Origin of the sequence: Streptomyces venezuelae (assembly GCF_008642275.1) — a bacterium.
Lineage (GTDB): Bacteria > Actinomycetota > Actinomycetes > Streptomycetales > Streptomycetaceae > Streptomyces > Streptomyces venezuelae_E.
In genome coordinates this window covers 2,623,659-2,650,107 of record NZ_CP029189.1, presented here as the reverse complement: position 1 = coordinate 2,650,107, position 26,449 = coordinate 2,623,659, and the positions used below count along the sequence as shown (strand labels likewise).

Genomic DNA, 26,449 nt, shown 5'->3' with positions numbered 1-26,449 from the left:
CTCCGGCAGGCCGTTCCGGCAGGCCGTTCCGTCAGGCCACGCGCCAGACCGTCATGTCCGCATGCAGGGTGCTCGGGAGGTCGTTCATCCACGGCGTCGACTTGAGCGTGAGCACGAGCAGGGCGATGTCCCCCGACTGGTGCTTGACGCAGAGCTCGCTGCCGGCGGCCACCTGGGACAGCGACTGCTTCCTCGTGGTCCTGCTGCCGAGGGCCTTCTGGCAGGACTCCAGGGAGCCGTGCGGTTGGCCCGACAGGACGGTGATCACACTGGTGTCGCTCTCCAGGGTGCAGCCCACCTGCTCGCAGTGGAGACGGAGGTCCCCACCGCGAGTGGCGCGCTGGACCGGTTCCTTGATGCCGATCGAGTTGTCCTCGTTCAGGTGCAACGAGGGGTAGGGGATGGCCTTCGGGGGCACGCTCGCGGACGGGCTCGGGCTGGGGCTCTGGCTCGGACTCTGGTTCCGGTCCGGCGCGGAGCCGACGGCTCCGCGGGCCGGGTCGCCGCTCGCGGAGCTGGCTCCCCCCGTCGGCGTCCCCCCGGTCGTCGGGGACTTGGCCCGGTCGCGCAGACCGTCCGCCGCCTGGTCGAGGACGACCCAGAGCGTGCCCAGCAGCAGGGCGGCCACCGTCGCCGACGCGGCGGTGAGCAGCGCGTTGCGCCGTCGTCGCCTGCGCCGTTCCCCGGGTCCTTCCGGAGTCTGCGGCTGCGCCGACGGCGGAGGCTGCCACACCTGGCGCATCGTGTGCGGGGAGAGGGGAACCGGCGCGGGCGACGGAGCGGGTTCCGGTGCCGGCTCCGCCGGCAGCTGCGAGGTCGGCTCGGGCACGGCCTCCGGGACCGCCGGCTCCGGTCCGGTCACCTCGCGCCAGAGCGCAGGGCCGCCGTCCGCTTCGGCGTCCGGGCCCAGTTGCGTCCGGCACCACGCCACGATCTCCTCGGGCGTGGCCCGCTCCTGCGGATCGGCGGCCAGGCACCGGGCGATCAGGGGGCGCAGCTCCCGCGGCAGCCGGGACAGGTCGGGCTGGGAATGCACGATCCGGTACAGCACGGTGGCGGAGGGGCCGGTGCCGTACAGCGGCTTGCCCAGCGCGGCGAACGCCGCGGTCTGGCCCAGCGCGAACACGTCGGCGGCCGCCGTGACCTCATCCGCCGATGCCTGCTCGGGGGCCATGTACTGGGGGGTGCCGACGGTGGCGCCCGTGGCGGTGTGCGCGGTGGCGTCCGAGGCCAGCGAGATGCCGAAGTCGATGACCCGGGGACCGTCGGCGGCCAGGAGCACGTTCGACGGCTTCAGGTCGCGGTGCACGATGTGCGCGCCGTGGATGGCCTGCAGGGCCTCGGCCACGCCCGCCATCAGCCACAGCACGGCGGGCACGGGCAGCGGTCCGCGCCGGGCCACCGCCTGCGACAGCGATGGCCCTGCCACGTAGAGGGTGGCCAGCCAGGGCGGGTTCCCGTCCGCGTCGGCGTCGATCAGTTCGGCAGTGTACGCGCCACGGACCCGCCGGGCGGCCTCCACCTCACGGCGGAACCGCCGCCGGAACGACGGGTCCTCGGCCAGTTCCGGGCGGACGACCTTGATCGCCACCGGCCGCCCGCCCTGGGTGTGCGACAGGTAGACCCGGCCCATGCCGCCCGCGCCGATCCGGGCCGCGATGCGGTATCCGGCCACGGTGGACGGATCGTCCGCCCGTAGCGGCTCGAACACCTCGGTCGCGCTGTTCATCGGCCTCCCCCGATCCCCCGGTCAGCCGAAGGACTGACCAGCGAACACCCTAAGCGCCGGGCAGGGAGCGCAGGTTGCCGGGGAGCTCGCGCGAGCGACGGCCGAGCGGGGCGGCGGGCGGCCGGGGGACGGAGGCCCTGGCTAAGGGGCGAGGGGCCAGCCGCGCATCGAGAAGACCCCCTCGTCGCGGGCGCCGGCGGCGTCGTAAGTGGCCAGTGCGGCCTCGTTGTCGGTGTCGACCCCCACCCACATGCCGTAGCACCCGCGTGCCTTGGCCTCCTCGGCGAGAGCCAGCGTCAGGCCGCGGCCGATGCCGCGGCGGCGGTACCCCTCGTCCACGGAGAGCTCGTACAGGCACATCTCGGTGCCCTTGTCGGGGTGGCTCATCTCGATGCCGGACACCATCCCGGCGGGCACGCCGTCGACGTAGGCGATGAGCATCAGGTGTCCCGGGGCGGCGAGGAAGCGCTCGGACCACTCCTTGCGGGCCGGCCCGTCGAAGAGGGACTCGGCGGCTGCGAGCTCGGCGGGGGTGAGGGCCCGGCGGATGTCCATGGCGGTCACGATAGTCCGCGCATGACGGATGGTCAGCCGATGTCCGGCGCGGCGTGGCGCCCGCAGCGGCCCCGGGCCGGGGGCGGCACGGGCGGCCGAGGGTGCGGGAGCGGTCAGCCCTGGGTCCGGGGCGTCGAGGGCGCGCCGTCCCGGGGGCCCGTGGAGCCCGGGGACGGGGTGCCGTCCGTCCAGGCGTAGACCCGCTTGCCGCGCACCACGACCTGGTACTGGTGGGCACCCCGGCATTCCGCCCGCGACCCGTCCCGCAGGCTGCCCGGCCACCATCTGGCGTGCAGACCCGGGGAGCCGACCGGCTTCGGCGTGCCCGTGCCGCACTGCGGGGTGTCCAGGGGGGTCGCGCCGAGGGTGAACCGGATCATCCGGCCCTCGCCGCTCGTGCGTATCCGTATGCGGACGTCGGTGGCGTCCTTGGGTATCCAGGTCGGCAGGGCGAACGGCGCCTTCTCGCGGGTGGGGGCGTCGGCGGCGCTCGGGAAGCGCTTGCCCGCCTCCTTGTACACCTTGCTGTCGATCGTGTCGGACACGGGATTGGGCGGCAGATCGGGCAGCGCGAAGGCGGCGGTGGCGAGGACTCCCACGGTGGCTGCGGCGACGACGAGCGGGCGGCGGTTCATGTCCTCCAGTCTCGGCGGGCGGGCCCTCACCGCGCGTCCCTCCTCAGGACGAACCACGAGTGCGCCGCAAGTTGCATACGGCTCATACCTGGGAGGGTGCCGGATCCGGTTCCGGCGACGCGCAGTAACCACGCGGTGCCCGCGGGAGTTGGCCGGAGGTGACCCCCGTCCGCCCCGGCACCGAGGAACCAGGAACCCCATGCGCCGTCGCCGCCCCGTCCCCGCTCTCGTCCCCGCCCTCGCCACCGCCGCCGCGACCGCGGTGCTCGCCCTCGCCCCGGCGGCCTGGGCGGCGCCGCACGTCCCGGCCGACAAGCCGCAGGTGCTGAGCCGCTGGACGCAGACCAGTGCCGCCAGCTACCAGGAATGGGCCGAGGCCCGCGAACACCGGGCGTCCTGGGCCGCGTACGGCTTCGACTGGTCGACGGACCACTGCACCTCGTCCCCCGACAACCCCCTCGGCTTCCCCTTCGAGGACGCCTGCGCGCGCCACGACTTCGGCTACCGCAACCACCGCGCGGCAGGGCTGTTTCCGGCCGCCAAGGCGCGGCTGGACCTGGCGTTCCACGCGGACCTGAAGCGGGTCTGCGCGCACTACTCGGGCCCCCGCAGGAGCTCCTGCGACGGCACCGCCTGGACCTACTACCAAGCGGTGCGGCTGCTCGGAATCTCCTAGTGCTCTGGCCGGAAGGTTCACCGCAGCACGACGCCCGGCACGCCGCATCGAGGAGACCATCCGAAACCTGGCCGAGGAGGTCACCATCGTGATCGTCACCCACAACATGCAGCAGGCGGCCCGCGTATCCGACCAGTGCGCCTTCTTCCTCGCCGAGCAGGGCACCCCGGGCCGGATCGTCGAGCACGGCCCCACTCCGGCGATGTTCTCCGCCCCTTCGGACCAGCGCACCGCGGACTACGTCGAGGGACGCTTCGGCTGACGGCCCGCCACTGCCGTCGCCGCCGCCATCACCGTCATGTCCCGGTCAGCAGCACAGGACCGGGACCCGCTGGACCAGGTTGTTGCCGAAACCGCCCCGGTTCCAGGGTTGTTCGAGGGGCTGCGTGCCGCCCTCGGTGTCCGTGGCGCGGACGGTGAGCGTGTGGTGGCCCGGAGCCGCCGCCCACACGCAGGACCAGGCCTGCCACGCCCACCGGTGCGGTCCCGGCGGCGCGACCTCGGCCCGGGTCCAGGAACGGCCCCCGTCTGCGCTCACCTCCACCCGGTCCACGGCCCCGCGACCGGACCAGGCACGTCCCTCCAGCCGTACGGGCCCGGGGTGCACGACGCGGGTGCGGGACATGAAGTCGGGGAATCCGGGCGGGACCATCAGCGCGCGCGGCGCGATCCGGGTGACCGGCTCGCCGGGATCGGCCGGGTCGTCGGCGGCCCGCCGGTACCGGTAGGCCACGGCCTGCTGGAATCCGGTGAACGGCGCATCCACGAGGGTGATCTCGCGCAGCCACTTGACGTGCGCCATGCCGTACCAGCCGGGGACGACCAGCCGCAGCGGACACCCGTGCTGCGGGGGCAGGGGCAGGCCGTTCATGGCGTAGGCGATCAGCACCTCGGGGTCGTCCCCGGTGGCCGCGGCCACCGGCAGGCTGCGCCGGTAGTCCTGCTCGACGCCGCGTTCCACGCCGTGGTCGGCGCCGGTGAACACCGCCTCGACGGCGTCCGGCCGTACCCCGGCCCGGGCGAGCACCAGACGCAGCGGTACGCCCGTCCAGTCGGCGGTGCCCACCGCCTCGACCAGCCACGGCTGGCTGACCGGCCGGGGCGTCAGGCGGGCCCGGCCGTTGCCCGCGCACTCCATGGTGACGCGGTGGGTGACGGCGGGGAAGGCGCGCAGGGCGGCGAGGTCCAGGGCCAGGGGGGTACGGACCCGGCCCCCGACGGCGAGGGACCAGCCGGCCGGGTCGGCGGCGGGTATGTCGTAGTGGACCAGGACGTAGTGCAGTCCGGGCGGTGTGACCTCGTAGCGCAGGGCCTCCAGCGGCAGCCCGTGGTTGCGGGCCGCGAGCGCCAGCTCGTCCGGGCCGATGCCCTCCCCGGGCGAAGCGATCCGGCCCGGGGTGCTGACATCCTGCAGCGACGACGCCTGCTCCATCTCCTCATGGTCGCGCGCGCCGCCGCGGCCGCGCCACCGCTGCGTCCCTCCGCGTCCACACCGCGTCCACTCTGAGGCCTCTCCGCGTCCTCTCCGCGGCACTCCTCAGCCCCCCGCGGCCGGCCCGTTCTACGGCGGCGGCAGCAGGTGGCGGGTGAACCACTCGCGGGCCAGGCCGGCCACCTCCTCCAGGGCTCCCGGCTGCTCGAAGAGATGGGTGGCCCCCGGGACGACCTCCAGCCGGTTCTCGCAGCGCAGCTCGCCCTGCGCCCGGCGGTTGAGGTCGAGCACCACCCCGTCCCTGCCGCCCACGATCAGCAGCGTGGGGGCCCGTACGGCGGCGAGCCGCGCACCGGCCAGGTCCGGCCGGCCGCCGCGCGACACCACGGCGCCGACCTCGGCGCCCGTCTCCCCGGCCGCCCACAGCGCTGCCGCGGCCCCGGTGCTCGCCCCGAACCAGCCCGTCGGGAGGGCTTCGCGGCGGCGCAGCCAGGCGGTGGCGTCCGCGAGCCGTCCGGCCAGGGTCTCGATGTCGAAGACGTTGGCCCGGTCGGCCTCCTCGCCGGGCGTGAGCAGGTCCAGGAGCAGCGTGGCGAGCCCCGCCCGGTTGAGGTCCTGCGCCACCGCCCGGTTGCGCGGGCTGTGGCGGCTGCTGCCGGATCCGTGCGCGAACACCACGGCCGCGCCGGCGTCCTCCGGCAGGGCGAGTTCCCCGGCCAGGACGAGGCCGCCGGCGTCCACCTCCACCTCGGCGGCCCGGACGGGCGGGCGTGTGTCGTGCTCGGCCGCCGCCCGCGCCAGCAGGAAGACGACCTCCTCGTCGGGGGTCTGGGCGAAGTCCTCGTACCACTCGCCGACGGCACGGAAGGCGTGCGGTGTGGCCAGACACACCACCTCGTCCGCCGCCGGGCCCAGCCGGGCGACCGCGTCCGGCGGGGCCACCGGAACGGCCAGCACCACGCGCGCCGCGCCCTGCGCCCGTACGACCTCGCACGCGGCGGCGGCCGTGGCCCCGGTCGCGATCCCGTCGTCGACGACGATCACGGTGCGGCCGTCCAGGGGCACCCGCGGCCGGTCCCCGCGGAACCTCGCGGCCCGCCGGGTGAGCTCCGCGGCCTCGGCGTGCTCGACCGCCTCGATGTCCTGCGGTCCCAGGCGGCTGCCGCGGACGATGTCCTCGCTGATGACGCGTACGCCGCCCTCGCCGATGGCTCCGAACCCCAGCTCACGGTGGTGGGGCACGCCCAGCTTGCGGACCACGATCACGTCGAGCGGGGCGCCGAGCGCGCGCGCCACCCGGTAGGCGACCGGGACCCCGCCGCGGGGCAGGCCCAGTACGACGGGATCTTCCCCCTGCACGTGCCGGAGCGCCTCGGCGAGCCGCTCGCCGGCCTCCGCGCGATGGGCGAACAGCACGATGGCTCACCCCCAACCCAGGGGAGACGGAAACCACGTACCCATCTCCTTCGACGCAACCGCATCCCCGTCCTTCCCGCAAGTCGGTCGGATCGCGCCCGCCGGACGGCGTACGTACGCCGCTCGGGTACGCGGGTCAGGGCCGGGGTCAGGGTCAGGGTCAGGACGCGGCCGGCACCCGGCCGAAGAGCCGGCCCGCCAGGTCGATGCCCACGACCGCACCCCCGGCGTCACGGTTGAACCTGCCGTGCTGCCCCGTCAGCCCGCCCTCCGTGACGACGTACTCGTCGCCGCCGGGGGACAGGAAACCGATCGCGGCGGGCGGGAGGTCGGCGGGCATGTCGGCGTCGGCCGCCGCGCGGATCTCCGGCTTGATCTCCACTGCCAGCGTGAGGCGGGTCCCGTCGTCGGCGACGTCCAGGTTCATGGCGTCGATGGCGTAGCGGCCCGCGACCTCGCGCGCCCGCGTCCCGTCGTACGCGACCGGCTCCGGGTCCCGCTCCACGGCGCCGAGGTGGCGCTCCAGCGTCCAGCGCACCACGGCCTGGTTGAAGAGGTGGCCGTGCGGGCCCGCGTTGGCCAGCGAGACCACCGCGAAGTCCCGCCCGGGCACGATCAGCAGCTCGGCGGCCTGGCCGTTGCCCGAGCCGCCGTGCCCGATCGTGCGGACCCCGTCCACCTCGCGCAGGAACCAGCCGATCCCGACGCCGTCGCCGAGCGGGCCTGCGTTCAGCTCCACCGACTGCTCCGTCATGTGCCGCAGTGCCTCGGCGGGCAGCACGCCCTCGCCCGTACCGAGGTGGAAGCGGGCCCACCGCAGCAGGTCGCTCACCGAGGAGGAGATGCCCCCGCCGGGGTTGTTGCCGCGGGCGCCCGCCCGCCATGAGGCCCACGGCCGGGCGGGGCGCAGCTGCTCGTCGTCGCCGTCGGGGGTGTGACCGACGGCGAAGCGCCGGACCATGACCTCGTCGAGGTCGAAGAAGGTGTTCGTCAGCCCGGCGGGCTCCAGCAGCAGCTGGGCCATGGCCTTCTCGAAGGGCAGGCCGGTGACCGTCTCGACGATCCGGCCGGCGAGGTTGTAGCCGGCCTGGCTGTAGGAGGCGCGGGTGCCGGGCGGGGCGATCAGCGGCAGCTCGGGCAGGTGCGCCACGAAGCCGGCCAGGGTGTCGGCCTCGTCGCCGGTGAAGACGAGGTTCCACTCCAGGCCCGCGGTGTGGTCGAGCAGGTTCAGCACGGTGATGCGTCGTGCGGCGTCCTCGTCGGCGAGCTCCAGCTCGGGCACGTACCGGCGCACGGGGGCGTCCAGCTCCACCCGGCCTTCCGCGACCAGCCGCATCAGCGCGGTGGCGGTGAAGGTCTTGGTCACCGAAGCGAGGGGGAAGAGCGTGTCGGCGTCGACCGGCTGCGGGTGGTCGAGGTTGGTCACCCCGTAGGAGGCGACGGTCTCCTGACCGTCCACCAGAATGCCGACGCAGACCCCGGGGATGCCGAACTCCTCGGCGGTCGCCGCGACGAATGCGGACAGATCGTCCTGCCGTGTGCCGTTGTCCTCGCTGCTCGTCTCAGGGCTCATCAGGTCTCTCCTCGGGGTGCGTGCCGGTCCTGCCCGACGGGAGGACGATGCGGGCCCCCGCTGACAGCGGGCTGATGACCGGCTGAGGGACCGCTGACGCGGCCTCGCACGCCTGACCGGCTGAGGGATCGCTGACGCGGCCCCGCATCCCCGGCCTCCGGTGGCCGACGGGACCTGCCGCTTCCCTGGACCGGACCTGGGCGGTGGTGCGGCGGACGGCGTGGGGGAGGCTCGGTCAGGTGGCGGACGAGTTCTCGCTGGTCCGCGCTTCTTCCCACTTTCGTGTGCAGCGGATGTGCCCTGACCGGAACGGGCGCCGCCGCACACCCTTCGAGCCAGGTGCGGGGCGACATTTGGCGCCAGATGACTGTCGCCCTACAGCAGGTTGCGCTCCGCGAAGTCGTCGACTTCATCCCAGGTGATGAACGAACACGCACCCGTGCTCAGGTCGACGGCGATCGGCAGGTTTCCTGCGAGGCGCATGTCGTCCTTCCCGCGGTCCAGGTAGTCCGCGTGGTCATATGGGGCGATGAACCGCCCTTGTTCGACGAAGCACGCTTCAGGGATGATCCGTACGTCTGTGGAGTCCCAGGATCGGCTGTCCTCGGTCAGGAAGTCCGATGCCGCCGCCAGGGCTTCTTCGATGTCGAGCATGGTGAGTTCATCCTCGTGATGTACCACTCGTTGTATCGCTCCGAGGCGACCTCGGCTTCCCGGTCTGGAAGTCGAGGGGAGCGCCGCTGAGATGCACGGAAGCCCTCCGCGGGGGAGGGCTCGGGCTGGTGCGGAAAAGTGCCCCCGGCAGGACTCGAACCTGCGGCCAAGTGCTTAGAAGGCACCTGCTCTATCCACTGAGCTACGGGGGCCGGAAGGCGGCCTTGGTGGGCCTGGAGCCCCCGGTGGGGGTGGGGCTGAGGTCCGTGCCGGGTCAAGGATAGGGCTCCGGTCGCCTTGTCCCGGTTGCTTCACTCGCGGGCCACGATGTGGAGGTTCGGTGAAGCGGTCCCGATAATCGCAGGCAGGTGCGATTCTCGCATCGCTTTTGCGCCGTCGCGCCCCTGGTGTTGTGCACTCGTTATGCCTGCGCCCCACTCGTCCGTCGTGCCCAGAATGTCCCACTGGAGTCGCGGTCGGCGCGCAGGGGACGTATAAGCTTCAAAAATGGTCCCAAATTGGGCATTCTTCGCATGTGGTGACCTTGGATGTTCGGCCTCAGCTGCTCGATGCCCTGTCCGCCCTGCGCGACCGGGTCGCGTCCGTGCGTCTGCCGCTGCCCCTGCCCGGCGCCCCGCGCGCCCGCCAGACCAGAGCCGAGCTGCTCGCGCAGCTCGACGACTACCTCGTACCCCGGCTGAAGGCGCCCGAGGCGCCGATGCTCGCCGTCGTCGGCGGATCCACCGGGGCCGGTAAGTCCACCCTCGTCAACTCCCTCGTCGGCCGGCAGGTCAGCGAAGCCGGGGTACTGCGCCCGACCACGCGCACCCCGGTACTCGTCTGCCACCCGGACGACCACCACTGGTTCGCCGGAATGCGCGTACTGCCCGACCTGATGCGCGTCTGGGTGCCGCACGGCGAAGAGGAGGTGCCCCCCACCGCCAGAACCCGGGCCCGCGACCGCGGGCCGGCCGACGGCCACGCGACCCGCGAGATGCGGATCGAGACCGTTTCCAGCCTGCCGCGCGGGCTCGCCATCCTCGACGCCCCCGACATCGACTCCCTGGTGGTCGAGAACCGGACCCTCGCCGCCCAACTCATCTGCGCCGCCGACGTCTGGGTGATGGTCACCACCGCATCGCGGTACGCCGACGCCGTCCCCTGGCACCTGCTGCGCACCGCGAAGCAGTACAGGGCCACCCTCATCACCGTCCTCGACCGGGTCCCGCACCAGGTGCTCGCCGAGGTCTCGCGGCAGTACGGGGCCCTGCTCACCAAGGCCGGGCTGGGCGACGTACCGCGGTTCACCGTCCCGGAGCTGCCCGAATCCACCGGCGGGGGCGGGCTGCTGCCGGCCAGCGCCGTCGCCCCGCTGTACGCCTGGCTCGCCCACCACGCGCAGGACCCGGCCGCCCGCCAGTACGCCGTCGGGCGCACCGCGCTCGGCGCGCTGGACTCCCTGAGGCGCCGGATGCCGGAACTCGCCTCCGCCGTCGCCGCCCAGCACGCCGCGGCCGTACGGCTGACCTCGGCCGTCGAGGACGCGTACAAACGCGAGGGCAAGCGGGTCCGGGGCCGCCTCGACCACGGCGCCGTACTCGCCGGCGACGCGCTCACCCGGTGGCGCGGCTACCCGCTCGACACGAGCGCCGACGAACTGCTGGACTCGCTCGCCGAATCCCTCGCCGCGCTCCTGCAGTGCGCCGTCGCCGCCGCGGACGAGCGCATCGCCGAGGCCTGGCGGCGCGAGCCCGCCGCCGGCGCCGTCTCGCTGCCCGGACCCGACCGCCAGGCGGGCGAACGCATCGGCATGGCCGTACGCCGCTGGCGGCGGGTCCTGGAGGAACTCGCCGAGGAAGAGGTGGCCAAGAGCGACAGGCAGCCCGCACCCGACCCCGACGGCGTGGCCGCCCTGCTCGTCGCCGCCCTCCTCGGCGGCAAACGGGCCCGGCCCGCAGGAGAGAAGCTCGCCGAACGGATCGGCGCGCAGGCCGCCCTGCGACTGCGCGACCGGGGCGGAGAACTGGTCGGAGACCACCTCGACCAGGTGCTGCGCGCCGAACGCGACCGCCGGCTCGCCCCGCTGGAGGCGCTCGAAGTGACCCCGGAACCACAGGCCGAGCTGATTGCCGCGCTGTCCGTACTGCAGAAGGAGAGGTGACGCGGTGACCGCCCTGACCGACCGCACCGACGACCGCTGGGACGACGGACTCATCGCGCGCTCACGCCCCCGGGCCGTGGGCGGGAAGCAGGGGGAAGGCGACGAGGACGACGACGGGTACGAGGGCGAGGAAGGGGACGAGGGCGACGAGGCCCTCGTACGGGCCCTCTCCGGCGCGGGCAGCGACGGCGGCAAGTCGGCCGCGCCGCCGCTCAGCCCCGAGGGACAGGCCCTGCGGCTGCGCCTCGACGCGCTGCGCCAGCTGGTCGGGCTGTCCCGGACCAGGCTCGACGGAAAGACCCTCGCCGAAGCCGGACGGGTGCTGGACGAGGCGGCCGCGCGCCGCGGGCTGTCGCCCCAGCACACGGTCGTCGCGATCGCCGGAGCCACCGGAAGCGGCAAGTCCACTCTGTTCAATTCACTCGCCGGTGTGCAGATCTCCGAGATGGGGCTGCGCCGCCCGACCACGGCCGCGCCCATCGCGTGCAGCTGGTCGGACGGAGCCGCCGGACTGCTGGACCGGCTGGAGATCCCGGGCAGGCTGCGGCGCCGCCCCCGCGAGACCTCCGAGGCGGAGGCGCTGCGCGGGATGGTCCTCGTCGACCTGCCCGACCTGGACTCGGCGGTCGGCGCGCACCGGGACCACGTGGACCGGGTGCTGGCCCTGGTCGACGCCGTGGTGTGGGTGGTGGATCCGGAGAAGTACGCGGACGCCGTGCTGCACGAGCGGTACCTGAGGCCGCTCGCCGGCCACGCGGAGGTGACCTTCGTCGTCCTCAACCAGGTGGACCGGCTGCCCGGCGAGGCCGCCGACCTCGTACTGGACGACCTGCGCCGGCTCCTCGACGAGGACGGCATCGCGCTCGGCGAGCACGACGAGCCCGGCGCCACCGTCCTCGGGCTGTCCGCGCTCACCGGGGAGGGCGTCGGTGAACTGCGCGAGCTCCTCGGACAGTTCACCCAGGAGAAGGGCGCCGCCACCCGGCGGATCTCCGCCGACGTCGACCGCGCGGCCGGGCGCCTGCGACCGCTGTACGTGGCCGACGGGCACCCCGGACCGGAGATCGGGGAGGCGGCGCGCGCCGAGTTCGAGGACCGGCTCGCCGAGGCGGTCGGGGCGTTCGCGGCCGGGCTCGCCGCCGAGCGCGCGTGGCGGCGCAACGCCGGAAAGGCGTGCGGCACGCCGTGGCTGCGGCTGTGGCGCTGGTACGAGAACCGCCGCGCCCCGCACACCCTGGCGGGGCTGGCCGCCCTCGCGGCGATCGGCGGACGCGGCCAGACGGTCGCCGAGGCTCCGGCCGAGGAGGAGGTGACCGCACGTCAGCGAGTGGAGCAGGCCGTGCGGGCGGTCGCCGACGAGGCGGTCTCCGGGCTGCCCGACCCGTGGGCGCAGGCGGTCCGGGAGACCGCGGTGCGCGGCGCGGAGCGGCTCCCGGAGGCGCTGGACGAGATCGCGGTGACCCTCGGGGCGTCGGTCGCCGTGCCCAGCGTCAAACCGCCGCGGCCCACCTGGTGGCCGGCGGCGGTACTGACACAGGCGGCCATGACCCTGCTGCAGATCTTCGGGGGACTGTGGCTGGTCGGGCAGATCGTCGGGGTGCTGGAGCCGAGACTGCTGCCGCCGGTGCTGCTGATGGTGGCGGGCATCATCGGCGGGCCGCTCGTGGAATGGTCCTGCTCGATCGCGGCCCGTGGTCCGGCGCGCAGGTACGGGCAGGACGCGGAGCGCAGACTGCGCCAGGCGGCGGCCGGGTGCGGCCGGGCCCGGGTACTGGAACCGGTCGCGGCGGAGCTGTTGCGCTACCGGGAGGTGCGGGAGCAGTACGCCACGGTGGCCGCAGGGGGGAGCAGGTTGTCCACAACCCGGCAGTAATCCACAGGCCGGAGCGGATGTCGGCGGCCTGCCCCAGCATGGTTCGTACCTCGTACGGATGGTCCGTACGGCTGGTCCGTGCGATCCGTGCGGGCCGGAACCACGGGGGAGGGCGGCCGGGATGTACGACACCCAGGTGACGTTGGTGGGTTACGTGGCGACGCAGATCGACTACAAGGAGACGGTGAGCGGTCCGGCGGCACGGTTCCGCTTCGCGGTGACGCCGCGGTACTTCGACCGGCGCAAGGACGCCTGGACGGACGGGACCACCAGCTTCTACACGGTGTGGGCGCGGCGGACGCTCGCTGTGAACCTCGCCGGTTCCGTATCCGTCGGTGAGCCGCTGGTGGTGCACGGGCGGCTGCGGGTGCGTGAGGATCCGCCCGACGGAGAGGGCAACCGGTGGTTCGCGGCGGAGGTCGACGCGACGGCCATCGGCCACGACCTGAACCGCGGGACCGCCGCCTTCCGGCGCGTGGTGCGGACGGACACGCCGCTGATGGCCACTCAGAAGGCGGCGGTGGTCTGAGTGTTCGAGCCGGATAGGATTCCCCGGTACTCACGGGCACCTGGGTCTTTGGCCCGAAGGGGAAGACTGTGTCGATTGCCGTTCCCGCATCCTCCGCTCCTGATCCCACTCCTGCGTCCGCTTCCGCGGCCGCGCCTGTTCCAGTTCCTGCTCGCGCGCCTGCTCACGGCCTTGCCGCTGTTCCTGCTCCGGCTCCGGCTCCGGCCCCTGCTTCTCCCGAAACTCCGGCTGCGGTACGGGGCTCCGCGCGCCGGCCGCTGGCGGTGGCCCTGCTGGCGGCGGCCCTCGCCACCGCCCCCGCGGCGCGGGCGGCCGCCGACTCCGGCCCGGTGGCGCCCAGGTCACCGGAGGGTGCGAGCGCCGTGCTGGACGGGCTGAAGACGTTCGGGCAGGCGGTCCTGCGGTCCGGGGACGGCTCGGTCCGGCAGATCCCGGCCGGGCTCTACGAGATGCGGGTCGACGGCGGCGGGATGCTCCAGACGTACGGGGTCGGCGTGACGGGCAACGCCCAGCCCCAGACCCGGTACACCGAGAGCGGCTGGAGTCGCAGCCCGCTCGCCGGGAACCGGGAGGCGGGCCGGATCCGCTGGGTCCTGGAGCACTCCTACCCGCAGCACAACGATCTGGCCGGGCTCGCCAAGGCGGCCGGGGCCGGGGCCCTCACGGCGCAGAGCGCGGCCGCCGGGACCCAGGTGGCGATCTGGCGGCTCGCGGAGGGGGCGCAGGTCGAGGCCGCCGACCCGGCGGCGGAGAAGCTGGCCGACTATCTGCAGCGGGCCGCCGGGCAGCTGCCCGAGCCGCCGGCCTCGCTCGGGCTGGACCCGGGCGAGGTGTCGGGGGCCGTGGGCACCCGGCTCGGGCCGGTGACGGTGCGGACCGGGGCGCCGAGCGTGTCGGTCATCCCGGACGCGGTGGCCGTCGCCATGGGGGTGCGGGTGGTGGACGCCGAGGGGCAGCCGCTGACCACCGCCGTCAACGGGAGCCGGCTGTACTTCGAGGTGCCCGCGGGCACCCCCGACGGGACGGCCTCGGTCACCGTCCAGGGCGCGACCAAGGTGCCGGTCGGGCGGGTCTTCACGGGCGAGCTGCCGACCCACGCCCAGATCGTGGCCGGCTCCAGCGAGTCCGCGGCCGCCGCCACGGCCACGGCGGTCTGGCCGCAGCCCCCGGCGCCGGAGGCGGGAGCCACCACGGGGGATGCCCAGGGGGCCGGTTCCGGCTCGGCGGCCGAGACGCTGGGAGCGCGGTCGGCGGCCCTCGCGACGACCTCCCCGGACGATGAGCGGCTGGCGACCAGCGGCAGCTCGGCGGCCACCCCGGTCATCGCCTCCCTGGCGGTGGGCCTGGTGGTTCTGGGCGGCCTGGTGGTGCTGCTGCTCCGCAAGCGACCGCTGGACGAGGAGGACACACCCTGAGGACCCCCTGAGGACCCCCTGAGGACCCCCTGGGGACACCGCTGAGGACACCCCCTGAGGCCCCGGACCGCGCCACTCGGCCCGGACGGATGGGTCCGATGGGCCGGCTGGGCGCGCGGACCGGTTCGGATGCGGCGCCCGGGGTAAGGGCAGAAGATGGCTGATCAAGAACTGACCTGGTCCGGCGCCTTCGCCCGCTGGGACCGCCGACTGTTCGACGCGGTGGCCCGACGGCACTGGCCCGGGGCCGACCGGGTCCTGCCCCGGCTCGGCCGGGCCGCGAACCACGGGGTGCTGTGGGGCGGCGCCGCCGCGGCGATCGCCGTCTTCGGGTCGGCCGGTGCCCGCAAGGCCGCCGTGCGGGGGGTCGCCTCGCTGGCGCTGGCCTCCGCGACCATCAACACGGTCGGCAAGTGGTCCGTACGCAGGCCGCGGCCGCTGCTGGAAGGCGTGCCCCTGACCCGGCAGCTGGCCGTCCAGCCGCAGACCACCTCCTTCCCGTCCGGGCACTCCGCGTCGGCCTTCGCCTTCGCCACCGGGGTGGCGCTGGCCTCGCCGGGCTGGGGGGCCGTCCTGGCTCCGGTCGCCGCGTCCGTGGCGTTCTCCCGGGTCTACACCGGGGTCCACTACCCCTCCGACGTGCTGGTGGGCGCGTCCCTGGGGGTGGCCGCCGGGTTCGTCGTGCGCCGCCTCGCGCGCGACGCGCAGGAGGCCCGGGTCGTGCCGGGCGACGAGCGGACGGCCGCCGGGGCCCCCGCGCTGCCCGACGGGGCCGGGCTCACCGTGGTGGTCAACACCGCGTCGGGGACCGCCGCGGCAGCGGGGCTCGACGTACTGCGCACCCGCCTGCCCGAGGCCGAGGTGATCGAGTGCGACGGCTCCGAGCTGCCCGCCGCGCTCGCGAAGGCGGCCGCGCGGTCCACCGTGCTCGGGGTCTGCGGAGGCGACGGCACGATCAACGCGGCCGCCACCGCGGCGCTGCGGGCCGGGGTGCCGCTGGCCGTGTTCCCCGGCGGGACCCTCAACCACTTCGCCATGGACCTCGGCCTCGCGGGAGCCGGGGCGACCTGCGAGGCCGTGGCGCGGGGGCAGGCCGTCCACGTCGGCGTGGGCCGTTTCTCCCCGGGGCCCGACGGGGAGCCCGGCTACTTCCTGAACAACTTCAGCATCGGCGCCTATCCGGAGCTGCTCGGCCACCGGCTGCGCTGGGCCCCGCGTATCGGCGGCGGCCCGGCCGCGCTGCTGGCGGCCTGGCGGGTACTGCGCTCCCAGCGGCCCGTACGGCTGCGGCTGGCCGGCGGACGGCCCCGCAGCGTATGGCTGCTCTTCGCGGGCAACGGCACCTACCACGGCACCGGTCCCACTCCCCGCCGCCGCGACAACCTCGGCGAGGGCCTGCTGGACCTGCGGCTCGTCCACGGCGGCGGCCGCCCCGGCCCCAGGCTTCTGGCGGCCGCCTTCACGGGCCCGCTGAGCCGGTCCCCCGTCCACGTGGCCACCCGCCTGCGCAGCCTGCGCATCGGGGACATCCCCGCCGGCACCCCGCTCGCGTACGACGGCGAGCACGCCCAGGCCCCGTCCGCCCTCGTCCTCGACGACATCCCCGACGCCCTGACCGTCTACCGCCCCCGCCCGGCGCAGGACGGGACGACCCGCTAGGGCCGTGGCCGGCAGGCGCTGCGGGCCGCGGCGTTCACCGGCCCGAGACGGAGACGGTGTGGGCGTGCGAGGCGGCAGCGGCCCCGTAGGCCCCGGGCCCGACCCGGCGGCGGCGGGCGCGGATCGCCAGGACGGAGAGGAGCATGCCCACCCCGGACGCGATCGCGAGCAGCAGGCACGCGCCGGACAGGCCCGCAGCCAGGGCGTCCGCCGCCGACTCCCCGCCCGAGCGCCGCGATGCGCCCACCGTCGCGTTGACCGTCGCCACGGCCGCCGTGAACGCGGCCGCGCCGATGTACCGCGCCATGTTCGAGATGCCGGACGCCGCTCCGACGTCGTCGGCGGACACCGACGAGGTGGACGCCGAACTCGCCGGACCGTTGACGAGTCCCAGGCCGGCGGCCAGGAGCACGAGCGGCAGGACGAACGCCGCGTACCGCCAGTCGCCCTGGACGAACACCAGCAGCACGCAACCGGCCGTCGCCGCCGCGAAGCCGAGGGCGATCACCGGGCCGATGCCCACCCACTGGACCGCCCGCGGCACGAGCGGCGTGATCGCGATCAGGCCCACCGTCGCGGGCAGCGTGGCCAGTCCCGCCTCCAGCGGGCTCAGGGCGAGGGTGGCGGGGTTCTGGAAGTACAGGCTCAGCAGGTACATCAGACCGTTGATCACGCCCGCGCTCAGCAGGATGCCGACCGTCGCTCCGATCAGGACGCGGTCCTTCAGCAGCCGCAGGTCGACCAGCGGAGCTTCGACCCTGCGCTCCACCGCGACGAACGCGATAGCCGACACCAGTGCCAGCGCGAAGCACCCCAGTACCTCGGCCGACGTCCAGCCCCACTGCGCACCCTCGCTGAGCGCCAGCAGCGCGGGAGCGAGGACGGCGGCGATCAGCACGGTCCCCGCGAAGTCGATCGAGCGGCTGCGCTCCGGGTCGCGGGACTCGGCGACTCCCCTCAGCGTGACGGGCACACAGGCCAGGGCGATCGCCGCGTCGATCCAGAACAGACCCTGCCATCCCGTGTCGTCCACCAGCACGCCGCCGACCAGCGGCCCGGCCGCGGCACCCACCGCCGAGGCACCGCCCCACAGCGTCACCGCCCGTACCTGGCCCGCCCCCGAGGTCGAGACGGACAGCAGACTCATGCCGCACGCGAGGATCGTCGCCCCGGCAGCCCCCTGGACCGCCCGGCCCGCGATCACTCCCGCGCCACTGCCGGACAGCGCGATCAGCACGCAGGAGACGATGAACAGGGCCAGGCCGCCCAGGAAGACCAGCCGCCGTCCGAACACGTCCCCGAGAGCCCCCGAGGTGACGATCACCGCCGCGCCCACCAGCGAGTACCCGGTGACGGCCCACTGCAGGGTGTCCAGCGACGTACCGGTGTCCGCGCTGATCGCCGGAAGCAGGATGCTCACCGCCGAGGTGTTCGCGTTGACGACCAGTGTCGAGACGCACGTCGCGATCAGCACGGCCGCAGGCGCAGGCCGGCCGCCGTCTCCGGGTACCGCGTCACCCGTCCGGAAGTCCACACAGGCAGGTTCACACGACCCGTGCGACCCCGCAGCCCGGGCCCGGGCCGCGGTCCGCCGGTGACGACCGATGGCGACCGCAGAGTTGGGCTCCTCCTCCGGTCGCACCGCAGGTCGGGGTTCCTGACCTACCCATTCGCCCGCGGGTATGGACGTACGGCAAGATGGGGTGTATCTGCCCATCATCGATCTGCCGGACGGTTTCTCTTGGCTGAGTTCATCTACACCATGCGCAAGACGCGCAAGGCACACGGCGACAAGGTCATCCTTGACGACGTCTTCCTGAACTTCCTGCCCGGCGCGAAGATCGGTGTGGTCGGTCCGAACGGTGCCGGTAAGTCCACCGTTCTGAAGATCATGGCGGGCATCGAGCAGCCGTCGAACGGCGACGCCTTCCTCTCGCCCGGCTACTCCGTCGGCATCCTCATGCAGGAGCCGAAGCTCGACGAGTCCAAGACCGTCCTGGAGAACGTCGAGGACGGCGTCGGCCCGATCAAGCAGAAGCTCAACCGGTTCAACGCGATCGCCGAGGAAATGGCGACGAACTACACCGACGAGCTGATGGAGGAGATGGGCAAGCTCCAGGACGACCTGGACCACGCCAACGCGTGGGACCTCGACGCCCAGCTGGAGCAGGCCATGGACGCCCTGGGCTGCCCGCCCGGCGACTGGCCCGTCACCAACCTCTCCGGTGGTGAGAAGCGCCGCGTGGCCCTCTGCAAGCTGCTGCTGGAGGCCCCCGACCTGCTGCTCCTCGACGAGCCCACCAACCACCTCGACGCCGAGTCCGTGAACTGGCTGGAGCAGCACCTGGCCCAGTACAAGGGCGCCGTCGTGGCCGTCACCCACGACCGCTACTTCCTCGACAACGTCGCCGAGTGGATCCTCGAACTCGACCGCGGCCGCGCGCACCCCTACGAGGGCAATTACTCCACCTACCTGGAGAAGAAGGCCGAGCGCCTCAAGGTCGAGGGCAAGAAGGACGAGAAGCGCGCCAAGCGCCTCAAGGAAGAGCTGGAGTGGGTCCGCTCCAACGCCAAGGGCCGCCAGGCCAAGTCCAAGGCCCGCCTCGCCCGCTACGAGGAGATGGCGGCCGAGGCCGACAAGATGCGCAAGCTGGACTTCGAGGAGATCCAGATCCCGCCGGGCCCGCGTCTGGGCTCGATCGTGGTCGAGGTCAACAACCTCTCCAAGGCGTTCGGTGACAAGGTCCTCATCGACGACCTGTCCTTCACGCTGCCGCGCAACGGCATCGTCGGCATCATCGGCCCCAACGGCGCCGGCAAGACCACGCTCTTCAAGATGATCCAGGGCCTGGAGAAGCCGGACTCCGGCGAGATCAAGGTCGGCGAGACCGTCAAGATCTCGTACGTCGACCAGGGCCGCGCCAACATCGACCCCAAGAAGACCCTCTGGGCGGTCGTGTCCGACGAGCTGGACTACATCAACGTCGGAAACGTCGAGATGCCGTCCCGTGCGTACGTCAGCGCCTTCGGCTTCAAGGGCCCGGACCAGCAGAAGCCGGCCGGCGTGCTCTCCGGTGGTGAGCGCAACCGCCTGAACCTCGCGCTCACCCTCAAGCAGGGCGGCAACCTGCTGCTCCTCGACGAGCCCACCAACGACCTCGACGTCGAGACCCTGGGCTCGCTGGAGAACGCGCTGCTGGAGTTCCCCGGTGCGGCCGTGGTCGTCTCCCACGACCGCTGGTTCCTGGACCGGGTGGCCACGCACATCCTCGCCTACGAGGGTGACTCGAAGTGGTTCTGGTTCGAGGGCAACTTCGAGTCCTACGAGAAGAACAAGATCGAGCGGCTCGGCCCGGACGCGACCCGTCCGCACCGCGCCACCTACAAGAAGCTCACCCGAGGCTGAGGTCGCCGTCATGGCCAGACACCACTACCGGTGCCCCCTCCGCTGGGCGGACATGGATGCCTTCGGGCACGTCAACAACGTCGTCTTCCTCCGTTACCTGGAGGAGGCGCGGATCGACTTCATGTTCCGCCTGGCACCGGGGGAGGGCAGTGAGTCCTTCACGGGCGGGTCCGTCGTGGCCCGTCACGAGATCGACTACAAGCTGCCCCTCGTGCACCGTCACGAGCCGGTGCTCATCGAGTCCTGGGTGACCCGGATAGGCGCCGCGTCCCTGACCATCCGCTACGAGGTCAAGGACGAGGCGACCGAGGACGCGCCCGAGACGGTCTACGTGCGCGCCGAGACCGTGGTCGTGCCCTACAACCTCGCCGAGGGGCGGCCCCGCCGCATCACGGCCGAGGAGAGGCACTTCCTGGAGGAGTACCTCGACGAGCCGCGTACCGAGGCCATCGCGGCATGAGCGACCAGCTGCGCTTCGCCGATTCCGGGGAGGCGGCGGACCTCGCCGCCTTCCTGGGCCGGCTGGTGCACTACGACCGCGCCGCCGCCGTACGCCTCCAGGCGGGCGGCGGCGCGCTCGCGGTCTTCGGACGGCCGCCGTCCTTCGACATCCTGGCCATCCGCACGGTGCGGCTCGCCGCACCCGTCACGATGCCCCTGGACCTGACGGTGTCCGCCGGCGAGCTGCTGGAGTCCGTGGACGAGGCCTCGGCCGAGGCCACCGTGCCCGGGCCGGTCACCGGACCGCCCTGGGCGGGCGTGCTCCCGCCCCGCGGCGGCTGGCGGCAGGTTCCCGGGCTGCCCGGCCCCGAAGCGATGGGAGCGGCCGTGGCCGCCGCCGTCGCCGAGTTCCGGGCCCGGGACGAGGCCCTGCCCGTGCAGCACCGGACCCGGTCCGAGCGCGACCGCATCGGCCGCGAGATCTGGTCCCGCACCCTGGGTGACACCGAGCTCCCGCTGCGCGCCGTACACGCCGCGCAGTCCCTGGGCTTCCTGCGGCCGGTCCGGGCCGCCGTGCCCGCGCCCGCCGCGCCCCTGCCCGGCGCCCCCGCCCCCGTGGCGCTGCTCGCCGCCGGGACCTGGCTGCGGCTGCGCACCCCGTACGGATCCGTCGCCATGCGCCGCCCCGGCGTCACCGGCGGCCTGGGCGCACTCCAGGTCCGGCCGGTCTGACCGGCCCGACCGGGTCCGGCCCCGCGAGGGGGCCGATCCCGCGGAACGTCCCTCAGCCCGCCGTGTTGATCATCGAGGCGGCGGCGTAGGTCAGGTACTTCCACAGCTGCGCCTCGTGCTCCGGCGCCAGGCCCAGTTCGTCCAGCGCGACCCGCATGTGCCTGAGCCACGCGTCGTGGGCGGCCGCGTCCACCTGGAACGGCGCGTGCCGCATCCGCAGGCGCGGGTGGCCGCGGTGCTGGCTGTAGGTGGTCGGGCCACCCCAGTACTGCATCAGGAACAGCGCGAACCGCTCCTCGGCGGGGCCCAGGTCCTCCTCCGGGTACATCGGGCGCAGCAGCGGGTCCTCGGCGACGCCCTCGTAGAAGCGCCGGACGAGACGGCGGAAGGTGTCCTCGCCGCCCACCTGCTCGTAGAAGGTCTGCTCGTCAAGCGTGCCCCGCGGAATCTCATTCACCCGACCATCGTCTCAGACGCCCGGATCCAGGACCGAGGTCCTAGGACCATCCCCCGGGGCCGCGCGCTCGCACGCGGGGGCCCGGCGCAGGACAGTGGAGGCATGGCCGCACACACCACGCACACCGCGACACGGGACCTGCGGGAAACGGCGCACGCCGCCCAGGTCCGGGAGCTGACCGCCGCCGGGGTGCTGGAGGACCCGCGCTGGCGGGCGGCCTTCGCGGCCGTGCCCCGGCACGTGTTCGTCCCGTACTTCTGGACCGGCCGCGGCGCCGGCCACGAGCGGCTCTGGGCGCAGGACCCGGACCCCGAACGCCGGGCCCGCTGGCTGCGCGGGGTCTACGTCGACACCCCGCTGGCGACACGGATGCGCGACGGCCTGCAGGTCTCCTCCAGCAGCCAGCCCTCCCTGATGGCGAAGATGCTGGCCGCCCTGGACGTGCGCGACGGCGACGACGTCCTGGAGATCGGCGCGGGCACCGGCTACAACGCGGCCCTCCTCTGTCACCGGCTCGGCGAGGAGCACGTCACCACCGTGGACCTGGACGAGGAGATCACCGAGTCCGCGCGGGCGCACCTGGCCGAGCTCGGTCACCACCCGGTGGTGGTCACCGGGGACGGGGCGCGCGGCTGCCCCGCCCGGGCCCCGTTCGACCGGATCATCGTGACCTGCACGCTGCCGCTCATCCCGGACGCCTGGCTCGGCCAGTGCCGGCCGGGGGCGCGGATCCTGGCGCCGCTGTCGACCGGCCTGATCGCGCTGACCGTCCGGGACGCCGGCTTCGCCGAGGGCAACTTCCTGCACACCTCGGCGTACTTCGTCCCGCTGCGCGGGGCCACGGCCGCCCCGCAGCCCGCCCCCGCCGTCTCGGAGCACGGGCTTCCGTACGAGCTGGTGGAGAACGAGCGGTTCCAGTTCATGCTCGTCCTGACCGCGGGCGTACTGCACCCCCGCGAGGCCCTGGACCTGTGGCGCAGCGAAGGCCGCCCGGCCCGGGAGCGCTTCGGCGTCTCGGTCACCACCGAGGGCCAGTGGTCGTGGCTCGACGATCCCCAGGGGCCGTACGTGTGGCCCCTGGGGGAGGGGTGAACCGAGGGCCGGGTCAGCCGCGGCGGATCGTGATCGTCGTCCAGGCTCCGACGTGGACGCGGTCGCCGTCGGCGAGGGGGACCGGGACGTAGGGCTGGATCGGCTCCTCGCCGCCGTTGATCGTGGTGCCGTTGGTGGAGTTCTGGTCCACCACCGCCCAGCTGAGGTCGGGCTGCTGGACCAGCACCGCGTGCTGGTGGGAGACGCCCGGGTCCTCCGGGGGCACCGACAGGTCGATGTCGGGGGACTCGCCCGTGGAGGCGCGGCGGCGGCCGATGGTGATCTGGCCGCCCGACAGCGGAAGGTGCTGCTCCGGGGAGTAGGCGGGCAGGTTCAGCCCGGCGGCCTCGGGGCCGCTGCGCTGCATCATCGCCATGAAGTACGAGCGGTCGGGAGCGATCGTCGCGTTCCAGGCGCCCCCGCCCTGGGGCGGGAAGGGCTGGTGCTGCTGCGGCGCCTGCTGCTGGTACTGGGGCTGCGGCGGCGGTCCCTGCTGCTGGTACTCCTGCTGGTACTCCCGCTGTTGCGGCGGGGGCTGCTGCTGGTACTGGGGCTGCGGGGCCTGCTGGTACTCCAGTGGCGACTCGTGCACGGGAGGCGGCAGCAGCCAGTCGTCCTCGCGCTGCAGCGGCTCGGCCGGACGGTTGACCCGGGACGGCCGCGAGCCCTGGTACTCGAAGTGGTCCTGGGAGTAGGCCCCGGGAGCGGGCACGGGCGGCGGAGGCGTACCGCGGCCTCCGGGACCGCCGACACCGCCACCACCGGCACCGGCACCCGTCGCCTGTGACCCCGGCTCCGGGGCCGGCGGGGCGTACGAAGTCGGCGTACGGGTGAGGAAGTTGTAGCGGCATTCCTCGCAGAACGGGGCCATGGCCTCGCGCGGGGTCCGGCACTGCGGGCAGAGCTCTGCCTGGGCCGTCGGTTCACCGGCGGTCGGGGGGAAGCCGTAGCCGTAGGACGGCACCGGAGGCGGGCCCTCCGAGGCAGCCATGCGGTGGCCGCAGACCTCGCACCAGTCGTCGGACGCGGACTGGTGCCCGTTCGGGCAGGTCGGCATGGCGGCGCTTCCCCCTTCTTCTCCCTGCGTCATCACGTCAGGTCTTCTCAGGTCTTCTTCACTCGGACGGTCTGCGTCGAACGCGTGTCGAGAGTCATCTCGTCGGCATCGGCGACCTTCGCTTTCAGCCGCACAGTACCCGCCACCGCATCCACCACATCCACCACCTTCGCCAGGAGTCGTGCTGTGTCGGCGTTTCCGGAGGAACTCGCCAGTTGTACCGCACGCCCCAGCTTGGCCGTGGCACCACCGACATCGCCCATTTTGCGGGCTTCCAGGCCCTGCTGGATAGCCTCGGCCAGCTCCGCCTGCCCGGTGTAGTGGGCGACCTGCGCGTTGATGGCGGTGGACGCCGCCAGATCGTTCGTCCACACCGCGCGGACCAGGCCCTGGGCCAGCACCGCCGGTTTCCCGTCCGGCCCGCCCGCCGCTCCCGGCAGGACCAGCGTGGCGCGGGCGGCGAGCATCTCCTGGCCCACGGTGGCCGTCGGGACGCGGACGCACACGTGGTACTCGCGGGACTCGTCGCCCCACGACCCGGTCGGATAGTCACCGGCGCGCGGGCCCGCCTCGGTGCGGCGGCCGGTCAGGTCCTGGAGGACCGGAGCCACCTGCTTCACGTACTGGATCTCCACGCCGACCGGGGTCCACAGGCGCAGCGCGACGTCCGCGACCTCCTTGCCCATGACGTTCTCCATCATGCGCGTGAAGTCCTCGGCGAGATGGGCCGGGTCGGCCACGATGTCGGCGGTGCCGAGCAGCGCGTGGGCGATCCCGGTGACCTCCTTGACGTCCCAGTCGGTGCCCACCCCGCGGGCGTCGCAGGTGAAGCGGCCCGCGCACGCGTCGAGGGTGGCGCGCAGCACGGCCGGCTCCTCGTGCTCGTTGCGGCCGTCGGTGAGCAGGACACCGTGCCGTATGGCGGCGGTGGAGCCGCGCAGCAGGCCGTCGGCGAGACGCAGCCAGGTGCCGATCGCGGTACCGCCGCCGGAGCTCAGCCCGCGCAGGGCCTCCTTGGCCTGGGCACGGGTGCTCGCGTCCGCGAGCGCCAGGCGGCCCTGGCCCGGGTAGACCTCCTTGGCCACGTGCGTACCGGCGATCACGGCGAAGGCGGTGCCGTCGCGCAGGGTGTCGATGGCCGCCGCCGTGGCCTCACGGGCGCCGCGCATCTTCTCCGGCGGGTACTCCATGGACCCGGAGCAGTCGACCATGAGCACCACGGCCGCCGTGCCGTCGGCCACCGGCGCACGCGTGGCGGCGGCACCGCCGGTGGCGGTCACCGTGACGATGGCGTGGACGTCCCGTCCGCCCTCGGGGAGAAACTCGTTCTGGTACACCTCCACGCTGAACCGCGGGGCACTCGGCTTGGCGAAATTCGCCATCGGTTGGACTCCTAGGGGGCTCGGGCAGGCGGGTCAGACCTGCGGGCGCGCTTCCACTTCCTATTCCGGTCCTGCCGCCGGGCCCGGCTCCGCATCCGGTCCCGGTTCCTGCTCGGGGTGCGTGGCGAACGGCACGACCGCCACGGTGACGTTGTCGTGCCCGCCGCCGTCGAGCGCGTACCCCACCAGCACCTGGGCGCTGTGCAGCGGGCGGGTCGCGGCGTCGGCGGGTACCACCTGGGCCATCTCCCGCGCGGATTCCGCGTAGTTCCACAGCCCGTCGGTGCAGATCACCACCACCCCGGGGTGGTCGGGCTTGAAGGTCGCGGTGTGCGGGTCGAGGTCGTAGGCGTCGGCTCCCAGCCAGCCCGTGATGGCGTGCGCGCGGACGTCCGCGTAGGCCTCGGCCTCGCCCATCAGGCCGGCGGCGACCATCTGGGCGGCCCAGGAGTCGTCCTCGGTGAGACGGCGGGGCAGCGCCGCACGGTCGTCGGGGACCCAGTAGGCACGGCTGTCGCCCACCCACCCGACGGTCAGCAGCCCGCCGCTGACGACGGCGCCGACCAGGGTGCAGGCGGGGGCGTTCTGCGCGCCGGGGGTCTCCGGGGCCAGGGCGTTCACCGCCTCGGCGGCGGCCAGGATCGCCTCGTGCATGGCCTCCTGGGGATGCGCGCCGCGCGGGAGCGCTTCGAGCAGCGCCTCGTTGGCGGCCGTGGCGGCGGCGGCCGAGGCCTCGTCGGGGCGGCTGGCGGAGGAGACGCCGTCGCAGACGACGGCCACGGTGGCGGTGGAGCCGTCGGGCAGGGCGGTGGCCGCCACGGCGAACGAGTCCTCGTTGCGGTGGTGGCGCAGTCCCCGGTCGGTGACGGCGGCGACGCTCCCGAGCTCCTCTTCGATGTGGTCGCGCTCGCGGGGCTGCGCGTGCCCGCAGTGCTCGCAGTACCCGTCGGTGTCGACGTGCCCGGCACGGCAGGCGACACAGGTCTTCCCGCCGGCCGGTCCGCCGGACGGGGGCGCGTTCTCGTACGGGGCCTCGCCCGCGCCCCAGGGCGTCCCGTCCCCCGGCGCGCCGGGGTCGCCCCCGGGCCGGTCGTGGCGGGTCTCGGGGCCGTCCGCGGCGCCGTACGGGTGCTCCGCCGCGCCCCACGAGGTGCCTTCCGGCGGGGTGCCGGTGCCGTACGGGTTCCCGTGGCCGGAGGCCGCGTAGGTGACCCCGGCCGGGCCCTGCCGCGGCTCCGGTTCCGCTTCCGGCTCCGGTTCGGCCGGGGCCGTGGCCCAGGCGGCCGGGTCGCCGACCAGCGTCGGTGCGGCCGCGGCCACGCTGCCCCAGCCCGGGGCGGGCTCGGCGGCGGCGTGCGGGACGCCGGGGGCCGGGGCCGGGCTCCCGTAGCCGCCCGCGGCGGCCGGCCGGGCCGGCGGTACCGGTGGCGCCTGCGGGATGGGCAGGGTCGGTTGGTCCACGGCGGTGGGGGGAGGAGCGCTCACGGCGTAGCCGCACACGCCGCAGAAACGGTCACCCTCCTCCAGGGGTTCCGCGCAGCTGGGGCAGCCCGACAGCCGATGCATCGACATCAC

General features: G+C 73.9%; 22 protein-coding genes, 1 tRNA gene and 1 pseudogene. 11 read left to right on the top strand and 13 right to left on the bottom strand.

Annotation, left to right across the window (positions count from 1 at the left end; all coding sequences use genetic code 11):
* Positions 1-31: 31 nt before the first annotated feature.
* From DEJ51_RS11355 to DEJ51_RS11345, 3 genes are all read right to left on the bottom strand, one after another.
* Complete coding sequence (locus DEJ51_RS11355) at positions 32-1,729, bottom strand: serine/threonine-protein kinase (protein ID WP_150257491.1); 1,698 nt, start codon at positions 1,727-1,729, stop codon at positions 32-34.
* Between the two features lie 141 nt (positions 1,730-1,870).
* A complete protein-coding gene (locus DEJ51_RS11350) occupies positions 1,871-2,284 on the bottom strand; it encodes a GNAT family N-acetyltransferase (RefSeq protein ID WP_150257490.1) in 414 nt (137 codons plus the stop codon).
* Between the two features lie 113 nt (positions 2,285-2,397).
* On the bottom strand, positions 2,398-2,919 hold the full coding sequence (locus tag DEJ51_RS11345) for a hypothetical protein (protein ID WP_150257489.1): 522 nt from the start codon (positions 2,917-2,919) through the stop codon (positions 2,398-2,400).
* 199 nt (positions 2,920-3,118) lie between these two features.
* On the opposite strand from DEJ51_RS11345, the gene DEJ51_RS11340 reads away from it, so the two are divergent.
* Both DEJ51_RS11340 and DEJ51_RS11335 read left to right on the top strand, forming a co-directional pair.
* Positions 3,119-3,595: a phospholipase gene (locus DEJ51_RS11340; RefSeq protein ID WP_150257488.1), complete on the top strand. Its 477-nt coding sequence runs from the start codon at positions 3,119-3,121 to the stop codon at positions 3,593-3,595.
* 46 nt (positions 3,596-3,641) lie between these two features.
* Positions 3,642-3,857: pseudogene (locus DEJ51_RS11335) on the top strand (phosphate ABC transporter ATP-binding protein); the annotation flags it as partial.
* Between the two features lie 45 nt (positions 3,858-3,902).
* Here DEJ51_RS11335 and DEJ51_RS11330 read toward each other — a convergent pair.
* From DEJ51_RS11330 to DEJ51_RS11310, 5 genes are all read right to left on the bottom strand, one after another.
* Positions 3,903-5,027 carry a sulfite oxidase gene (locus DEJ51_RS11330; RefSeq protein ID WP_150257487.1) on the bottom strand — a complete coding sequence of 375 codons (1,125 nt, stop codon included), beginning with the start codon at positions 5,025-5,027 and terminating at the stop codon, positions 3,903-3,905.
* 129 nt (positions 5,028-5,156) lie between these two features.
* Positions 5,157-6,443, bottom strand: coding sequence for a phosphoribosyltransferase family protein (locus DEJ51_RS11325; protein WP_150257486.1), 1,287 nt, complete (start codon positions 6,441-6,443; stop codon positions 5,157-5,159).
* Between the two features lie 160 nt (positions 6,444-6,603).
* On the bottom strand, positions 6,604-8,016 hold the full coding sequence (locus tag DEJ51_RS11320) for a serine hydrolase domain-containing protein (RefSeq protein WP_150257485.1): 1,413 nt from the start codon (positions 8,014-8,016) through the stop codon (positions 6,604-6,606).
* A gap of 375 nt (positions 8,017-8,391) precedes the next feature.
* Positions 8,392-8,670, bottom strand: coding sequence for a hypothetical protein (locus tag DEJ51_RS11315; RefSeq protein ID WP_150257484.1), 279 nt, complete (start codon positions 8,668-8,670; stop codon positions 8,392-8,394).
* Positions 8,671-8,809: 139 nt separating this feature from the next.
* Positions 8,810-8,882 (bottom strand) — tRNA-Arg (locus DEJ51_RS11310).
* Between the two features lie 332 nt (positions 8,883-9,214).
* Here DEJ51_RS11310 and DEJ51_RS11305 point away from each other — a divergent pair.
* From DEJ51_RS11305 to DEJ51_RS11280, 5 genes are all read left to right on the top strand, one after another.
* Entirely contained in the window at positions 9,215-10,831 is a 1,617-nt protein-coding gene (locus DEJ51_RS11305; RefSeq protein WP_150257483.1) for a dynamin family protein, read from the top strand.
* 4 nt (positions 10,832-10,835) lie between these two features.
* Positions 10,836-12,704: a GTPase gene (locus DEJ51_RS11300; protein WP_150257482.1), complete on the top strand. Its 1,869-nt coding sequence runs from the start codon at positions 10,836-10,838 to the stop codon at positions 12,702-12,704.
* Positions 12,705-12,825: 121 nt separating this feature from the next.
* A complete protein-coding gene (locus DEJ51_RS11295; RefSeq protein ID WP_150257481.1) occupies positions 12,826-13,233 on the top strand; it encodes a single-stranded DNA-binding protein in 408 nt (135 codons plus the stop codon).
* A gap of 263 nt (positions 13,234-13,496) precedes the next feature.
* Positions 13,497-14,648, top strand: a complete 1,152-nt coding sequence (locus DEJ51_RS11285; RefSeq protein WP_223835759.1) for a thioester domain-containing protein — start codon at positions 13,497-13,499, stop codon at positions 14,646-14,648.
* A gap of 156 nt (positions 14,649-14,804) precedes the next feature.
* Complete coding sequence (locus tag DEJ51_RS11280; protein ID WP_150257480.1) at positions 14,805-16,307, top strand: bifunctional phosphatase PAP2/diacylglycerol kinase family protein; 1,503 nt, start codon at positions 14,805-14,807, stop codon at positions 16,305-16,307.
* Between the two features lie 34 nt (positions 16,308-16,341).
* Here DEJ51_RS11280 and DEJ51_RS11275 read toward each other — a convergent pair whose 3' ends face one another.
* The gene (locus DEJ51_RS11275) at positions 16,342-17,781 is read right to left on the bottom strand and encodes an MFS transporter (RefSeq protein ID WP_150257479.1); all 1,440 of its coding nucleotides are present in this window, start codon (positions 17,779-17,781) and stop codon (positions 16,342-16,344) included.
* Between the two features lie 267 nt (positions 17,782-18,048).
* On the opposite strand from DEJ51_RS11275, the gene ettA reads away from it, so the two are divergent.
* From ettA to DEJ51_RS11260, 3 genes are read left to right on the top strand one after another with little or no spacing between them, the layout of a single operon-like run.
* Positions 18,049-19,713: an energy-dependent translational throttle protein EttA gene (gene ettA, locus DEJ51_RS11270; RefSeq protein ID WP_078658346.1), complete on the top strand. Its 1,665-nt coding sequence runs from the start codon at positions 18,049-18,051 to the stop codon at positions 19,711-19,713.
* Between the two features lie 10 nt (positions 19,714-19,723).
* Positions 19,724-20,173, top strand: a complete 450-nt coding sequence (locus tag DEJ51_RS11265) for an acyl-CoA thioesterase (protein WP_150257478.1) — start codon at positions 19,724-19,726, stop codon at positions 20,171-20,173.
* Entirely contained in the window at positions 20,170-20,886 is a 717-nt protein-coding gene (locus DEJ51_RS11260) for a hypothetical protein (RefSeq protein ID WP_150257477.1), read from the top strand. Before DEJ51_RS11265 ends, DEJ51_RS11260 begins: the two co-directional genes overlap by 4 nt.
* A 52-nt stretch (positions 20,887-20,938) precedes the next feature.
* Here the strand turns inward: DEJ51_RS11260 and DEJ51_RS11255 are convergent, their stop codons facing one another.
* Entirely contained in the window at positions 20,939-21,343 is a 405-nt protein-coding gene (locus tag DEJ51_RS11255; RefSeq protein WP_150257476.1) for a globin, read from the bottom strand.
* A 102-nt stretch (positions 21,344-21,445) separates the two neighbouring features.
* On the opposite strand from DEJ51_RS11255, the gene DEJ51_RS11250 reads away from it, so the two are divergent.
* Entirely contained in the window at positions 21,446-22,435 is a 990-nt protein-coding gene (locus tag DEJ51_RS11250) for a methyltransferase domain-containing protein (protein ID WP_150257475.1), read from the top strand.
* A 13-nt stretch (positions 22,436-22,448) separates the two neighbouring features.
* Here the strand turns inward: DEJ51_RS11250 and DEJ51_RS11245 are convergent, their stop codons facing one another.
* The 3 genes from DEJ51_RS11245 to DEJ51_RS11235 are packed head-to-tail and all read right to left on the bottom strand — an operon-like array spanning position 22,449 to position 26,446.
* Positions 22,449-23,492: an FHA domain-containing protein gene (locus DEJ51_RS11245; RefSeq protein ID WP_150257474.1), complete on the bottom strand. Its 1,044-nt coding sequence runs from the start codon at positions 23,490-23,492 to the stop codon at positions 22,449-22,451.
* 47 nt (positions 23,493-23,539) lie between these two features.
* Complete coding sequence (locus DEJ51_RS11240) at positions 23,540-24,874, bottom strand: VWA domain-containing protein (RefSeq protein ID WP_150257473.1); 1,335 nt, start codon at positions 24,872-24,874, stop codon at positions 23,540-23,542.
* Positions 24,875-24,934: 60 nt separating this feature from the next.
* Positions 24,935-26,446, bottom strand: coding sequence for a protein phosphatase 2C domain-containing protein (locus DEJ51_RS11235; RefSeq protein ID WP_150257472.1), 1,512 nt, complete (start codon positions 26,444-26,446; stop codon positions 24,935-24,937).
* Between the last annotated feature and the right edge of the window lie 3 nt (positions 26,447-26,449).

Excerpts from the sequence above, each read along its gene's own strand:
- DEJ51_RS11355 (WP_150257491.1), bottom strand. The coding sequence starts at position 1,729 with ATGAACAGCGCGACCGAGGTGTTCGAGCCGCTACGGGCGGACGATCCG.
- DEJ51_RS11350 (WP_150257490.1), bottom strand. The coding sequence starts at position 2,284 with ATGGACATCCGCCGGGCCCTCACCCCCGCCGAGCTCGCAGCCGCCGAG.
- DEJ51_RS11345 (WP_150257489.1), bottom strand. The coding sequence starts at position 2,919 with ATGAACCGCCGCCCGCTCGTCGTCGCCGCAGCCACCGTGGGAGTCCTC.
- DEJ51_RS11340 (WP_150257488.1), top strand. The coding sequence starts at position 3,119 with ATGCGCCGTCGCCGCCCCGTCCCCGCTCTCGTCCCCGCCCTCGCCACC.
- DEJ51_RS11330 (WP_150257487.1), bottom strand. The coding sequence starts at position 5,027 with ATGGAGCAGGCGTCGTCGCTGCAGGATGTCAGCACCCCGGGCCGGATC.
- DEJ51_RS11320 (WP_150257485.1), bottom strand. The coding sequence starts at position 8,016 with ATGAGCCCTGAGACGAGCAGCGAGGACAACGGCACACGGCAGGACGAT.
- DEJ51_RS11315 (WP_150257484.1), bottom strand. The coding sequence starts at position 8,670 with ATGCTCGACATCGAAGAAGCCCTGGCGGCGGCATCGGACTTCCTGACC.
- DEJ51_RS11295 (WP_150257481.1), top strand. The coding sequence starts at position 12,826 with ATGTACGACACCCAGGTGACGTTGGTGGGTTACGTGGCGACGCAGATC.
- DEJ51_RS11280 (WP_150257480.1), top strand. The coding sequence starts at position 14,805 with ATGGCTGATCAAGAACTGACCTGGTCCGGCGCCTTCGCCCGCTGGGAC.
- DEJ51_RS11265 (WP_150257478.1), top strand. The coding sequence starts at position 19,724 with ATGGCCAGACACCACTACCGGTGCCCCCTCCGCTGGGCGGACATGGAT.
- DEJ51_RS11260 (WP_150257477.1), top strand. The coding sequence starts at position 20,170 with ATGAGCGACCAGCTGCGCTTCGCCGATTCCGGGGAGGCGGCGGACCTC.
- DEJ51_RS11250 (WP_150257475.1), top strand. The coding sequence starts at position 21,446 with ATGGCCGCACACACCACGCACACCGCGACACGGGACCTGCGGGAAACG.
- DEJ51_RS11245 (WP_150257474.1), bottom strand. The coding sequence starts at position 23,492 with ATGCCGACCTGCCCGAACGGGCACCAGTCCGCGTCCGACGACTGGTGC.
- DEJ51_RS11240 (WP_150257473.1), bottom strand. The coding sequence starts at position 24,874 with ATGGCGAATTTCGCCAAGCCGAGTGCCCCGCGGTTCAGCGTGGAGGTG.
- DEJ51_RS11235 (WP_150257472.1), bottom strand. The coding sequence starts at position 26,446 with ATGTCGATGCATCGGCTGTCGGGCTGCCCCAGCTGCGCGGAACCCCTG.